Raw genomic sequence first — 15,068 nt, 5'->3', positions numbered from 1 at the left:
CCTGAGGAGCCGGCAGACCCGAACGGATCCGCCGCGCTGACGCCTGCTTGGTGAGTGGCGAGCGTTAGCGCTGCAACCGCTATAAGTGCAGTGGCGAACGTGCGCATTCGTGTCATTCCACTCCTCGCTAGACAGATTTGGGTCAATTTCTACACCAGTACGCGTCGAGGTGGCGCATTGTCAGCGGAGATTCATTCGAACGGATGACACTGTGGCGATGACAGAGGAGCGGCGTAATCAGGGAAGATCTATCACTGTCCAAATACCGGTCGGACCTTGCTCGCATTCAGCACCTTTCACTCTTGCCGTTTCTGTCGGAGCTCTGACTTAGGTTCCACGCGATACTGTTCAGCTTCCGTCTGGAGGTCCTCGTGACGATCGATCTGTCCGCTCCGGAACTTGTGCTGTTCCCACTAGCCGCATCGCCGGTAGCAGTGTCAGGCACAAGGACGTCCCGCGATAAGAAGCTCACCAAATCGGTAGGGGAGCACTGGGCCTGCACCGTCCTGGCTGGGCTCGGCTGGGCAGCTTCGCTGACGAGGGACGGAGTCGCTCGAACGGATGTCCTTGCGGTATATATGGAATCTGGAGCGATGGTGTCCGCGCAGGTCAAGGCGGCCTCGTTCAGTACGAACCCTTCCTGGTACTTCGGTGAGAAGGGATTGCTGCCGGCGATGTCACCGCAGGAGTGGTACCTGCTGGTTGTCCTGCCGGAGAATCCATTCGGTACCCCTCGCACCTTTGTCGTGCCGAGAGACCATGCCGCGGCCGGTGCGTGGATTGCGTACCGGGACTGGCTCACCGACCCGACTGCCGAGCCGGGGGCTAGGACGACCAAGCCCAGCGCTGCGCGTACGTATTCGTGGGTGTTTGAAGACTACGAGGATCAGTGGGAACGAATGACGATGCCCGCGGATGAAGCGCCGATCCTGCTGCCGACCTATATGAGGGATCTCGCTGCGAGTGAGCGGGTCGGGCTCCCTCCGGGTCATCCGTGGCAGCATCGTCTGCCGGAGTGGTGACAGACATGAACTTGATGTCGACGATCACCGCACGGTGGGACAGATCAGTCACATGTCCCCTTTCGGAAGTGTCAGCCGAAGGACCGAACGGGGCATCAAATGTGGAGGCTGATCTCACGGCATCCATGGCTGGTCACCCGTTCTCCCGCACCATTTCCAAGCTCCGTCCTCCTTGGTGAAGTACACCCGTGACTGGTACGGGGATCTGCTGGACTTGGTCTGCCATCTCATGTCCGCCCGAGCTGTCGCGGTGTCATCTCTGACGACGTTCGTGAACTCCAATATGTCTGCGGGGCTGTAGGTGCTCGGTCCTCCTGCCACGGAAAGGAATTCCTGACAGGCGAACTGCGGCATTGAAGAGCGATCCGGCGCGAGCAGTGAAGCATGAAAGCCTCGCTGTACTGACAGAAGCTCCGCCTTGAGATCTTCGCCGTCGTCAGCTCCGCATCCAGTCGCAAACGCTATCAGCGCGGAAGCGCAGGCTGCACCGTAGCGGCGATGGCGTTTCGGGTCCGATCGTTTTGTGGTGCGCACCAGTTCTCCTTCACGGATTTCAATCCGATTGTTGAGCAGACATTTTCGATTCTGTCTTGATGTTAGAACCGAGTTCCCTGTCTGGGCTGCGCTGCAGAGTTGAGCTGCATCAGAAGGGCTATCCTTCACGATTAGTGGAAATGTAAAGGGCTACTTTCTAATTCGAGAAGATCGAGCAATATGTGTCGGATTGGGTCGGGTCAACCGGAGCTCAGGAGTTTTGCGGCAGGCCTCGCGAAGAAAGCCTCACCTTGCCGAACCAGAGTGCAGGCAACCGCTTCAATGCGCCGCCGTGATCGAAATGTATTGCGCCCAGAAATCCACTACTGAACGGTCGAGGCCAATGAATCGAGAAGTGAAAGACAAGGCCGACGAGGAGAATCCGGCACCGTCACGATTGAGAGGGATGCTTCGACGATCGTTCAGAGCCGTCAGAAGTACCCGATGGTCAACGAGAGCCTTACTCCTCGCATTGATCTGCGCAGTTATCTTCGCGGCGAGTGGGCCGGCAACGGCTGCGTCGGAGACTGTTCAAGCGTCCGCCAGCGTATTGGCCCAATCCTCGGACGTGGTCGAGGCGGATTCCACAATCCGACCGCCGTCCGAATATCGAACCGTGATGCTCGAGGCCGGAAACCTTTTCCAGGCGAATCGGTACATGGTGTTCGAGCGATGGAGGAGTGCGACCGAGGTTCCGAGCCCAGATCAGTCATTCTCCTCGATGGCGCAGATCCCGTCGGCGATGATCAGCGGTATCGCAAAACTCCTCCTGTCTGGAGCAGCGCTGATCGCCTATGTGCTGGGATTCATGCTTACGGTGAGTCTTTCGATCGATCTGATGTCAAAAGCAATCTATTTCGTGGACGGGGTTGTTGGGAAGGCCGCTTTCGGTGCGTTTGGTTTGGGCGGAGGTTCGTCGGACCTGGTCTGGACAATTCTCATGTTCGCGGGCGCGCTTTTCCTGTGCAAGTACGTTCCAGCCAGATTGAAAGGGGAGTCAACCCGGCTAGCGTGGAAGGACTTGGGCACGGTCGTGGTCATTCTGTCCCTGTTCATCGGGATGGCCTTTCAGTCGACGAAGAACCACTACGACCCCAGCATTCCTGGATCCGGCACGGCTCCGGTCGCCCAATCCGAGGCCTCTTCGACAGTCTTGACCGCCGAGGAAGGTTCAATGGATCCGTCTGATTGGGCGGGGCTGTCGCCCGGATGGCTCGTCGTCGGCATTAACAAATTGGCGGGTTGGGGGATGGGTTGGCTCAGTTCTGCCGTCAACACGGTGACGAATGCCGTTGACAGCAGCGTGAATCCGACAGACCAAGATGGATCCGCGTGTGACAGGTACATCGACGGTATGCATGCGATCTACTTGAACACAGCTGCAGGCCAAGCTGCCGGAGGAAGGGCCAGGATCATGGTTTCGTTCGACAACCTGGTCAAGCAGCTGTACTTCTACAACTACCAGTCTGCGGCTCTCGGCACGAACGTGGGCGCGAGTAACGCATGGTGCCGATTCGCGGAGAACCAAGCGGGCTCTGCTACCGGCGATCAGATCCTGATTGCTCGAGTGGCGGGACTGTACAGCGAACTGATCGGCACCGGGGGACTCGGCGTCATAGGGGGCGATCCGGAGAAGGTGATCGATCCAAGTGTCGTCGCAACGAACAAGGACACCGGCTCCAGGAATGTCCCGGTATCGAATGGTCATCTTGTTGATGCCGACGGTGATTGGATCGACGGTCAGTCAAAGTCAGTCGCAGAGAGAATCTTTGGTCCGTCCTATTATGCGGAGAAGACCGAGCGGAAGGACAATGTCAACGGATCAACGATGAGTGTGTTCTACTTCGCCGCGTGCGTCTGGAATGAGATAGCCGGACCGGTGAGCCTGAACAAGGAATGGTTGAATGCCGGTCGCGGCTCGGTCGACAAGTTTGACCCGAACGACAAGATCACGGATGCCTCGGTGTGTGGCGTCGGTGGGAGCGAGAAGGACGACACGCAGATCTGGTCGCAAGGTTTCGGGCCCAACTATGAAGCCTCGAACACCTGGAACTACTGGAACTACAACGGGGACGCGTCGCTCAGCCTTCCGATAGTCGGGAATGTCTGGGGCATGAACAAGTCGGCGGCAGATCAGCAGTTCGATTCCGCCCCTGAAGCGAACATCACGTACCAGAAAGTGATCGGTGGCAGTTCCGGCAACGTACTCGTCTTGGGGCTGACCAGCTTGGTTCTTCTTGCATTTCTCGCACGCTACTTCGTGTCATTGGTGGCTGGAGTGGCGATAGCACAACTGATCGGAGTACTGATCCTGCTGGTGCTGCCGCTCATTCCAGTATTGCTGGTCTTTCCTGGCGCGAGGATGAAGCACATCTTCATGACACTGGCGAAGACATTCCTGTCGTCGCTGCTTGTGGTCTACATGGTCGGGATTGCATTCGAGATTCTGTTCGCAGCGCTTCGGTTCGTTACAGCACTCTTGCCGGTGAGAAGCTTGGATACCGAAGCAGGAGCGATCCTTTCAGGATTTGCCTGTATCGCGGTCTTCTTCGTCATGAAGTCGGGGCTGAGTCGTTTCGCCCAGATGGACATCGGTGACTTCAAATCGACTGCGATCAAGATCGGTGGTGCTGCAGGATCGCCGATACTCGGTGCAATGGGACTTCCCACACATTCGCTGTTCGATGCGAGTTTCTGGGGCGGCACTGGTTCGGATGGCACCAGGAATGTCACGACTGACGAGGACAAACTTGCAGGCCAGGATGACCACAAGAACGACGACATGTCCAACCTGATGGCGGGTTCCAAGACAAGTCAGTCTGCGACGAAGTGGAATGCCAAGGCTTTGGAAAACGGATACGCGAATCCTCTCCTCAACGGGGTCGCCGGTCTCGCGAACGGAGCGGGCTGGACCAAGGGGAAGTACACGGAGAGCAAACCCAAAGTCGCGTTAGGGCTTGCGTCGGCGAGAGATGGCCTTCGCTACCTCGCAACCGGCGTGGAGTCTCCACTGCGCGGGTCGACGGACGGCGAGGCGCGGAGCAGGAAGGACGATCTGGTCGACTCGATGGTGGACCGGCCCGACCTATCAGCCGAATCCAAAGCCTCGGCCGGGCTTCCTTCGGTGGACCCGTCGGACAGCGACAGCAAGGTTGCAAAACGGACAGGCGCAAGTTCCGCGAAAGGCGAGAGCCGACTTGCACCCGATGAGGTCAACGACGCACTTCGCGTGGAGGAGTTGGCGGCAAGTAGTAGCGGTCGGACTACTTCCGCACCCCTCGAACGGGACGGTTCAGTCGCGATCATGTCACCTGAGATCACCACTATGTTGGCGACCCAGGCGGACGCTATGGCGGAACTCCGATCCGCGAGTAGGGCCATGTCAGAGACGTTCGATCCGAGCAATCTGAATCTGAATGATCTCTTTGCCGACCGCAATGTAGTGGGCCGGGAGCTAGCAGCACAGTCGAATGCGATGGCAGATGTCGCACGGATCATCGAGGAGACTCAACGAAGTCTGACCGAGGGTATGGAGTCGGTCAGCGGGACAGCTCGTAGCTTGGGAAATGCTCAGGCTGAGACGAATCGACTGATCGGGGAGTCGCATGAACGTGTGTCGGCAGATCAACAGGCTTTCGCAGGTCAGATAGCGGACGCGACTGCCGAGATGACCAGATCAGTGAGCGACTCACACGAAGCGAGCAGTGACCTTGTGAGGGCCTATACCGCGGAGATCGAAAGGCACTCCTCGCGCAGCCGCTAGTCTCACCGCAGCTGTCGTTCTCTGACAGGGATCCCCCGATACTCGGCCAGTCAGAATATCGGGGGATACCTGTCAAGTATGAGTCTGTCCGAGACGGCAAGCCGGGATCCTGCCGTGGATTCATTCGGTCAAAAACGGCGAAAAGTTAACTCATGCAGCATATTCGATCCGACTGCGCCGAAAAACTACCGTTAAATCGAGCGAAAGATATCTTTTCGCCCCCGAAACGCTGTTCGAGCTTAGACACTCTCTTCTCCACATACTCATATCGCCCAGCACTGCGTGCTGGGCTCTGCCCTCAGGCCCACCGAAGCTGCCGCTCCGATGTGCCTTCGCTGCCCGGATCGGTACCCGCTCCGAACATCGATGCGTCCCACCGTTGAACCGCCTGGACTTCCGCCGTCGATGGACCTCGCTCCGTCTGCCCGTTCGGTCATCCGTGACCGGTCATCGCCGTCGTCGTCCTGTCGCTTCAACGGTGGATGAGCTCGTCGAGGTGACCCCACCAATGCCCGGATCGGATCCCTCCACGATGACCACCACGAATACCTGCAGCTCTGTGTGAAGCCCTGCCCGATCATTACGCCGTCACTGCAGAACAGTCTGCTCTGATCGACGACCGATGCAGAGGATCAATGAGATGAACAGGCTTGCCCGTCCTCGAGAATCTGTCAACCTGACTGCGAGACAGAATCATCGAACGGCCGATCGGGTATCCCCACAACGGAGTGAGACCAGCCTCCCTCATCGCGACCCCGACGGCGGTTCGGGACATCGAGAGGAGATCCGATAGGAGATCGCCTTCCGGCTCGGGTTCCGTGGAGACATCCGTGGTGATCAACCCCTGCTGGCAGATCTCCGAACATGAATTGAACGACGCAGCAAGATGAACTCACACTGATCTGTTGACCTCGCGTGGAGATCATCTGGAAACGGTTGACTCCGTACAGGTTCCCCTCACAGTGATGGCACCGGTTCGCGATCCGCGAGGACCCAGGATCTGCGCAGACAAGATGACCTCATGACGATCTCCGCACATCAACCGTTCGAGCCGTTGAGATCATCTGGGATAGAAGGATTCCGGGACTGCATCCATCGCAGAATGGACTCCGTTTCGGAAGTGCGACCGACGCTGAAGCGGCCATCCAAAATGACCTCATGATGATCTCAGCGGATCGGCCGATCGAGTCTTTGAGATCATCTGCGACGGAACTGTTTCGGGTCAGATTCAGTCTCCGTCGAGCGCAAGTTCAGGGCGGTGGACCGTTCTTGTAGGCGCCCGACAAGATGACCTCATGATGATCTCAGCGGATCATCCGATCTTTGTGTTGACCTCATTCGGACGGACTTCATTCCGGGCGTCGCTCCATGCAGAAGGACCTCACCATGACAGCACCGATCGGTGTGGAGTCCGATCCGGGATGCGCCGCGATGAGAAGCTCAGACGGACGTCGCGGAGATCCAGCAGGTTGGATGACCTCTTCATGAGCACTCAATCGATGTACTGACGAAGAGCTGTTCCGTCGGTCGGACCTCTGCACGAAATCCTGTCCGGATTCCGCGCCGATGCCCGACCGACGGGAAACTGCTTGAGCTTTCAGATGTCCTAGTTCAGACGCCCTTCCGGTCCTCCGATCAACTCGTCTACCCCGGACAGAGACGAGCCGATACAACTAGAGAGCCCCTGATTAATAGAGAGCGAAGCGAACGTCATGCCCTCGAGCTAGTCGAGGGAGAGGGAACCGAAACCGCGGGCTAACGCCCGCACTTGCTGTTGTAGTTGGAGTGGCGATGAGGGGCGAACGCGGACTCTGTCCTCGTGGTTTACGAGGCGCGGAGTGCCTCATCTGGAACATGCGGGACTTTGATCAAAGTGAAGCACTGGCGCATTGGGGATCAATGACCGCCGTGTAGTGGATAGACGCACAGGGCATCGGGCCTGCACACTTAGATGCAGATTGTGGTGTGGATCACGATCTGTGGCGAGGGGTTGTGGCGACCCCGGTACTCAGACTTTGGATTGAAGGGAATGAAGACACGTGCAACCCATGACTTATCCTTCGATGCCATCCACTCTGTTCCAGTCAGAGTCCACGTCGTTCGATTTGGTCGAGGAGTCCGAGGCCGCTGTGGGGTCCGCCTTCTATCCTCATCGGACGACGGCAGCCCGAGTCGAAGAACGGTTTCAAGGGAAACTGACGTTGCACCGACTTGGATCGATCCTCGTCGGTGAGATCGATTACAACAGCGCGATTGCGATGGAGTGTCCGGATATCCCTGGCAGCTACCACCTCAACGTGCCGGTCGACGGAAAGATCAGTTCCCGCACAACTGGGCACGACGAATTGCGCATGACATCGCGGCGCGCTGCCCTGTACAGCGAGGGGTCGAATGCGATTTTGTCCTCTGAACTCCCGTTTCACATGATTGCCGTTCGATTCGATGGTGCGGAGTTGGAGCGAACACTCACTGCGATGATCGGCCGACCTGTTCGGCTCGGTATTGAACTCGACGCTGAACTCGACCTTTCGGCTGGACTAGCCAAGCAGTGGTGGAATCTCCTAGCCGGCGTCCGCCATCAGTTGAACAGTGGTTGCAACGAACTTCTATCGGTCCCAGCCGTTGCTGAGCCGTTGTCGCACAGTTTGATGTCTGGGTTCCTTCTTGCTGCGCGCCATCAGTTCTCGGGCCAGCTGCATTCGGAGGCAGATGCAGCAACGCCCGCGTCAATCAAACTTGTCCGCGACCGGATAGAGGATCGACTCGGTGAGCCAATTCTGTTGTCCGACATAGCCGCAGGGACAGGCCTGAGTGTGCGTACGATTCAGCGAGGTTTTATTGAACACCTCGGGGTTACGCCTTCAGAGTACATTCGCGCAGCCAGGTTGCGTCACGCTCACCTCGAACTGCTGGCCGGTGATCCGTCGACCACACTGGTCGCCGAGGTGGCGATGCGATGGGGCTTCGGTCACCTCGGTCGATTCGCCGCCCATTACAAGAGAATGTTCGGCGTTTCGCCATCCGAGACCTTGCGCCTGTAATTAGCAGGGAAAGTCAAATTGAGTTCTACCTGCAATGGCAGGGCCGGTACTCCTTGCCCAAATCTGCTTCCGTTAGTTGAACATAGAAATGGAGAATAGAAATGGCTACAATTCGATCATCGATTACGGTCGACCGTTCCGTGGACGATGTCTGGAAATTGATCGCGGATGCGGGAACGATTAACGAATGGTTCCCGCTCGTCGAGGAATCTGCAATGCTGGATGATAATCATCGGACGGTAACCCTGCGGGGTGGCATCAGATTAACTGAAGAGATCATCACGAACGACGCGGATCTGCGCCGCTTTCAGTATCGAATTATTGACGGTGATCTTCCGATTGAGCATCACATTGGCACGATCGACGTGATTGAGGTCGAGGGCAAGTCCCTTGTCGTTTACAGCACCGACGTCGAGCCCGCCGAGCTTGCCGAGATGGTCTCGGGAGCAATCGAGGGTGCCGTAACTGGTCTTGCGAAGAAGCTCTGCTGAAATGCCCGAGCAAGTTGTCATCATCGGTTCGGGGCAGGCTGGCGCACAGGCCGCGGTTTCGTTGCGGGAGCATGGTTTTACGGGTTCGGTGACTCTTATTGGCGACGAGGCGGGGCTGCCGTATCAGCGCCCCCCACTATCGAAGTCCTATCTCACGATCGACAGTCCGGATTCGGCACTGGCCCTTCGCGCCGCTTCCGTATACGAACGGATGGGCATCACCATCGACGACACTGATCCCGCCATCCGAATTGACCGAAAGGCTGCCAAGGTGCTCCTGCGCTCGGGGCGGAGGCTTGACTTCACCCATGTCGTAATCGCTACCGGTGCACGAGTGCGGAGACTACCGATCGAAGGTGATGACCTCGACGGAGTCGTACAACTCCGAACACTGCAGGACGCGCGGATATTGCGTGAATTGCTGAGGTCACCCCGCAGTGTTGTCGTAATCGGTGGAGGCTTCATCGGGACCGAGGTAGCAGCCGCTGCGGTCAAGAATGGTCACGGCGTCACTATTATCGAATCGACCACCCGTTTGATGTCCCGCGTCGTATCGCCTGACGTGTCTAACTTCGTAACCAGTGTCCACCAACAGCGTGGGACTGTCGTGAGACTGAATGCTTCAGCTTCGGCGATCGTGGGCAAGGAAGGGAAAGCCATTGCCGTCAAACTCGATAACGGCGAAACAATCCCGGCTGACGTTGTGGTCTCAGGTATTGGGGTTTTACCGAACACCGAACTTGCGGCAGACGCCGGCCTCGCCGTTCATAACGGAGTGTTGGTGAATGCGCACCTGCGCACCACGGATCCCCGGATCAGCGCGATCGGCGACTGTGCCGCCTTCCCTTGCACGCATGCTTCGGGGCAGATTTTGCGTCTCGAATCGGTGCAGAATGCGGTCGATCAAGCACGTCATGTCGCCGCCCGGATTGCCGCCCGTGACGAGTCCGTATACAGCACCGTACCGTGGTTTTGGACCGATCAGTTCGGTATGAAGATCCAGATGGTCGGCATCGGTGCCGACACCGATCGGATAATTCGCCACGGATCCATCGCCGAAGATTCGTTCTCCGTGTTGCGCTTTTCGGGCGATGGCCAACTGAGGTGTGTCGAGTCTGTTAATCGAAGTTCGGATCATATTTCCGCACGAAAACTACTTTCGCGTGGCGCCTATATAGGCGAATTTGAGAATTACCCGGGAGCGAGCTTGAAGGATCTCGTTGATCGGACAGTAGTAAACCGATAGTCGAAACTCGGTACGAAATCTGGAAATTTCATGGAAATTCAAACGGAACAACGGAGAGTGTTATGACAACCGCAGCCACAACCGCAGTCGAGGAAAAGTACTCCACCGACATCGATCTTTTTTCGTCGGAATCGTTGAACGAACCCTACAAATACTATCGAAAGCTGCGAGATGTCGGTCGTGCTGCTTATATGACGAAGTACGGTATGTGGGCGATAACCCGATATGACGAAGTTAAGGGAATGCTCAGTGACTGGGAAACATTCTCGTCGGCTCAGGGTATTGGTATAAGTAACGTCCTCAACGAAGCATGGAGGGATTTCGCGCCATGCAAGGATGGTGCTGAGCACCTCCCTATGCGCCAAATGATGATGTCGACCCTTGGGCCGAAGGCGGTCAACGCATACCGTCAAGATGTGGAAGTGGCGGCTGCGGAACTCGTTGACGAGGTGATTGAAAAGGGTGAGTTCGACGCGGTGGTCGATTTCGCGCAACTGATGCCAATTCGCATATTTCTTCAGGTACTAGGCGTCTCTCCCGACCTCCAGACTCGGTACGACATGTTGCATTGGGCAACTGACACCTATAACTGCGCGGGCCCGGACGGGACCTTCACACAGACTCAACCCAGCATGGAGAAGCTCTATGGTTGGGCTCTGGAGAATGTCACGCCCGAGAATGCCCGGCCCGGCAGCGTTGCAGACCTCACCTGGCAGTCGGTGAAACGAGGGGAGATCAGCGATATCGACGCGAAAGCCACAATTGCGGCCTATATGACGGCAGGCTTAGATACCACTGCCGGCTCTCTGGGGAACACCATGAGCCAGTTCGTCGACAATCCAGACCAGTGGGCAATGGTTCGCGATGACCCGTCGCTGATACCCAGCGCCGTGCTGGAGGGTGTCCGAATCGACTCGGTAGCACAGTGGTTCACGCGCGTTACCACCCGCGACGTCGAAATTGACGACATCTTGATACCGGAGGGATCCCGCGTCTTGCACTCCTATGCCGCGGCGAATCGGGATGAGCGCCACTATCCTGACCCGGACCGATTTGATGTCCGACGCAACCCGCGCGACACGTTGGCCTTCGGCTACGGCCCCCACACCTGTATGGGCAAAGCTCTCTCGAACATGGAGATGACCGCGCTGTGGACCGAACTCGCGAAAAAGGTCCACAGCATCGAACCCAACGGCACGCCGCGACGCCACATGAACAACCTAATTCGCAGCCTCGAGACGTTGCCCGTTCGCGTCCGGGTGAAGTGAACACCGTGCCCAAGATCAGATTCTCCTGCTCCGGTTCCGAATGGGCGGTCGACGCAGAGGTCGGCACGACTGTCATGCTCGCTGCAGTGTCCGAAGGGGTCGACGGAATCACCGCTGAATGCGGCGGAAATGCGATGTGCGCAACGTGTCACGTCTACGTCGATCCCGAGACCGCCACCTCGCTTCCATCGATGACTCAGGAAGAAGACGACATGCTCGATTGTGCCGCGGGGGAGCGTCGCCCAACTAGCCGACTGTCCTGCCAAATTGCAGTTACCGAGGAGCTCGACGGACTCAGGGTTGAGGTGGCAGGTGACTAATTGACCAACTAAACAGAGAGGATTGCGGAGAATACAGACGACGGCATAGCGTGGTCGTTGCAACGCCAATGAACTCACTAGGTGTTGCAACGACCCCCGATTGAGTGCGATGAGCATCTGGTTCCGAGATCGACAAGTTGTGGGAGGGTTCCCACGGTGGATCATCCACTCGGTTTGCGCTGTGAGCCCGCGAACAAGGAAGGGGTCTTCATGCGATGTGCTGGCGTAATCCTCCAAAGTCGTTCTTTATCAACCGAACTCGGGAAATCGGAAGTCGTGTTTCAAGAGTGGACCTGACGGGGTATGGGTGTTCGTATCGAATCGATTCCCTGATTGCTGAGGGCTCGTGACGCTGCGAGGGCTGTATCTTGACTTGAATTCTGGTCACACCGTCGTCGTAGATGAGCTCTCGGACTCGGTTACCGGATGCAAAACGATTGAGATGAACGGAAGACAACCCAATAGCCATGCGCCGAAAAGCCGCCGTCCAGCGCGCACTCCACGCTGCGGTGATCGCCAAGCTGAAGGCTGACCCTTCCATCCCCTACGTGGAGATTGCGCATCGGAACACCGACAGGATGCGCTCGGCTGTGCATGGGCCTTCGATGGGACGCTGTCTGGACACGTGGGCTGAGTTGATCAGCGGCCCATTCGCTCGGATGGAGTCGGCATCGCTCGCAGATAGTGAGTCTGGACGAGAGTTGCGGGCGCTCAACCCGTTCACCGGAGTGCTGACGCAGAAAGAGCGACTTGCAGTCATAAGAGGTTTTGCAAATGGGGATGCTGGGATGTTCGAAGGATGATGTGAAGGCACGCTTTACAATCCGTGCTGAGGGGTGAAAGCTATTCGGCGGTTACCGCCACTTTGATCAAGCGGCAACTTTCGAACTCTTTGGGATCCTGCTGGTGCGGAGCACATCGCGCAACGTGGAGATTCGGCGATGCACCGTTACGGTGATCGCCGTGCAACACCCATTTCGTGGGCCCATTCGCAATGGGGGTAAGTCCTTCGTTCACAATTGCAAAATGCCCATGGAGAGGTTCGACCTAATTGATTCGTTTGGTGATGCTGTACTCGCCGGCAACGGAGCCATGTTCGTAGGGGCTGGACTGTCGTTGGATGCGGGGATGCCCGGCTGGAAAGGTCTTCTTCTCGGGTTGAAGGACAAGTGTGAGATCCCATCGATGGAGGACCTGCCTCTGTTGGCAGAGTACATCGCAAACGACGCCAAAAACGCGGGTCGGGCAGCGTTGGAAGAGCACATTCTTGACGAAATCGCGTCGAAGGGCTGTGTTCCAACTGACGGACACCAGCTGGTGGGTCGGATTCCGATACAGGAGATCTGGACTACGAATTACGATCGACTGTTGGAGTCTGCGCTGGGACAGGATGTAACCGTTGCGATCACCGATTCGGACATCCAGTCGATTGGTTCGGCTCGCAGAACTCTCGTGAAGATGCATGGCAGCATTTCAAACGGACCTCCGCCAGTGTGGGCGGCCAGGCCGGTCATCACACGTAGTGACTACGAGCAGTATGAGCAGAAACATCCCCGCACTTGGGCATTGCTCCGCGCGGCCTACCTGAGCCGCACCATCTTGTTCCTAGGCTTTAGTTTCACTGATCCAAATGTCGAAGTTTTGCTGCGTCTTGCGAGACAGCTTGGGACAGCCGTCACCGATCGACACATGACCGTGATGAAGCGACCGACCGACACGGATGAGCTTCGGTTGCATGAGTTGCGTGTGCGTGATCTCGAATCGAGCGGAGTCAAGGTCTGTGAGATCAATGAGTATTCAGAGCTCGGTACCGTGCTTCAGGAGTTGGTGAGGCGCACGCGTCCCCCGCAGGTCTTCATCTCGGGCAGCGCAGGAAAGAACGCTGGCGGTGGTGAGAATCCGGACGAGACGATCCTTCCTTGGTGTGAACCGATCGCCCAGCAAATTACCGATGACGCGAACTGGTTGCTGACATCGCTGGGCGGTCCAGCGGGTTGGCAAATCACCCGCGACGTAGCCCGGGCTCGTCGCGCGGAAGATACCTACGATCCACACCTCTTGACCTTCCATTTCCGCTCTAAGCAGGAGCCCCCTCCGAGGATGGACGAGCGCATCGGAACCGCCGTTTACACGAGTTTGGAGCGCGAGCAACTAGTGGGTGGGCTTCTCGATGATTGTCGTGCGTTGGTTGCCGTGTGTGGTGGACGTCGAACAGCTGAGGAGATTCGATGGGCGCGTGAGCGTGGCGTGGGTGTAATACCTGTTGCTGCTTCTGGCGGGGCGGCGCGCGCGTACTGGGAGGAAGTCGGCACCCAGCCCCCGGATCTCGGTGGCCGTCCAACAGACTTAGATGTGTGGAGGAGGCTGGGTGATGGCAATTACGTGGTAGCCGCGCGGGCAGCGTATACCCTCCTCAAGCAGGCGATGTACCAGCGGTGACTCATCCGCTTCGACACCTTCGAATATGTCGTAGAGGTGCAATACAGTCAGAAGCATGGATACCGACACCATCAAGGACGCCAGTACGGTGTTGGCGGCACTTGAGCTTCTCCCCGCGGAGCCTCGCGATCTAACCGCTATATTGCGTGACCCCGACGAACGGGCTGCGCTACTTGGTGTGCGTCCTTCGTCAGGCCTTTCGCCTCTGGTTACCTACCTTGTCGAGAATCTCGATCTCGGACGCGTGGACCACTGGTTTAAAGCTGTGGATCGACTGCACCAGGTAGGCTCAGCGATTGCACTCGTCGCCGGAACGCCGGAGTACCCCGCTAAACTTGCCGAGTGCTGGGACGCTCCACCACTGTTGTTCGCGACAGGAGCAGTGCCTACTGGGAGTGCGCTGGCGATAGTGGGTAGTCGGTCGGCACCGGACGATGTGTTGGTTACAACGCGGAGTTTGGCAGCGGACCTAGCTAGTCGCGGTCTCGTCGTGGTGTCCGGACTCGCAGCCGGAGTTGATGCAGCAGCCCATCGTGGTGCCCTCGACGTCGGTGGGACCACCATCGCTGTGATGGGCACAGGGATAGATAGGGTCTTCCCCGAGGAGAACATCGACCTCGCTGAGCAGATTCGAGAGTCCGGTACTGTGCTGTCACAGTTTGCTCCGTCGGCACCTAGAACAGGGACAACCTTCTTAAGGCGTAATTCCGTTATTGCGGCGCTAACCGACGTCAGTCTCGTCATGGATGGCCGTGAACGAAGTGGAAGTAGGCATGAGATCGAACAAGCGATTGCGTTTGGTCGAAGCGCATTGATGTGGGCGCCGTCGCTCGCCAGCGAAGACTGGGCGCAGGATTTGGCAAATCGAGGTCTGGCGTCGTTTGTTTCATCTGTTGAGCAAGTCGTGGCCAAAATCGAGAGGTCAAATTGAAGCTCACCGGGGG

General features: G+C 57.5%; 9 protein-coding genes. All 9 read left to right on the top strand.

Annotated elements, in window-relative coordinates:
• The first annotated feature begins 371 nt into the window (after positions 1 to 371).
• The 9 genes from M0639_RS17270 to M0639_RS17230 all read left to right on the top strand — a co-directional run bounded on the left by M0639_RS17270 (position 372) and on the right by M0639_RS17230 (position 15,055).
• Positions 372 to 1,022 carry a hypothetical protein gene (locus tag M0639_RS17270; RefSeq protein ID WP_144245797.1) on the top strand — a complete coding sequence of 217 codons (651 nt, stop codon included), beginning with the start codon at positions 372 to 374 and terminating at the stop codon, positions 1,020 to 1,022.
• Between the two features lie 1,006 nt (positions 1,023 to 2,028).
• Positions 2,029 to 5,319, top strand: a complete 3,291-nt coding sequence (locus M0639_RS17265; protein WP_156525089.1) for a hypothetical protein — start codon at positions 2,029 to 2,031, stop codon at positions 5,317 to 5,319.
• A gap of 2,063 nt (positions 5,320 to 7,382) precedes the next feature.
• Positions 7,383 to 8,360: a helix-turn-helix transcriptional regulator gene (locus tag M0639_RS17260; RefSeq protein ID WP_197486232.1), complete on the top strand. Its 978-nt coding sequence runs from the start codon at positions 7,383 to 7,385 to the stop codon at positions 8,358 to 8,360.
• A 101-nt stretch (positions 8,361 to 8,461) separates the two neighbouring features.
• Positions 8,462 to 8,851, top strand: a complete 390-nt coding sequence (locus M0639_RS17255) for an SRPBCC family protein (protein ID WP_042445863.1) — start codon at positions 8,462 to 8,464, stop codon at positions 8,849 to 8,851.
• Between the two features lies 1 nt (position 8,852).
• Positions 8,853 to 10,097, top strand: coding sequence for an NAD(P)/FAD-dependent oxidoreductase (locus tag M0639_RS17250; RefSeq protein WP_042445866.1), 1,245 nt, complete (start codon positions 8,853 to 8,855; stop codon positions 10,095 to 10,097).
• Between the two features lie 62 nt (positions 10,098 to 10,159).
• Entirely contained in the window at positions 10,160 to 11,365 is a 1,206-nt protein-coding gene (locus M0639_RS17245; protein ID WP_042445869.1) for a cytochrome P450, read from the top strand.
• Between the two features lie 5 nt (positions 11,366 to 11,370).
• A complete protein-coding gene (locus M0639_RS17240; protein ID WP_042445962.1) occupies positions 11,371 to 11,685 on the top strand; it encodes a 2Fe-2S iron-sulfur cluster-binding protein in 315 nt (104 codons plus the stop codon).
• A gap of 1,026 nt (positions 11,686 to 12,711) precedes the next feature.
• A complete protein-coding gene (locus tag M0639_RS17235) occupies positions 12,712 to 14,124 on the top strand; it encodes an SIR2 family protein (RefSeq protein ID WP_080726525.1) in 1,413 nt (470 codons plus the stop codon).
• A 55-nt stretch (positions 14,125 to 14,179) separates the two neighbouring features.
• Positions 14,180 to 15,055: a DNA-processing protein DprA gene (locus tag M0639_RS17230; protein WP_042445876.1), complete on the top strand. Its 876-nt coding sequence runs from the start codon at positions 14,180 to 14,182 to the stop codon at positions 15,053 to 15,055.
• The last annotated feature ends 13 nt before the right edge of the window (positions 15,056 to 15,068 follow it).

The organism is Rhodococcus qingshengii JCM 15477, from assembly GCF_023221595.1.
GTDB lineage: Bacteria > Actinomycetota > Actinomycetes > Mycobacteriales > Mycobacteriaceae > Rhodococcus_F > Rhodococcus_F qingshengii.
Note: the sequence above shows the minus strand (reverse complement) of the source record. Positions and strands in the feature narration are given on the sequence as shown.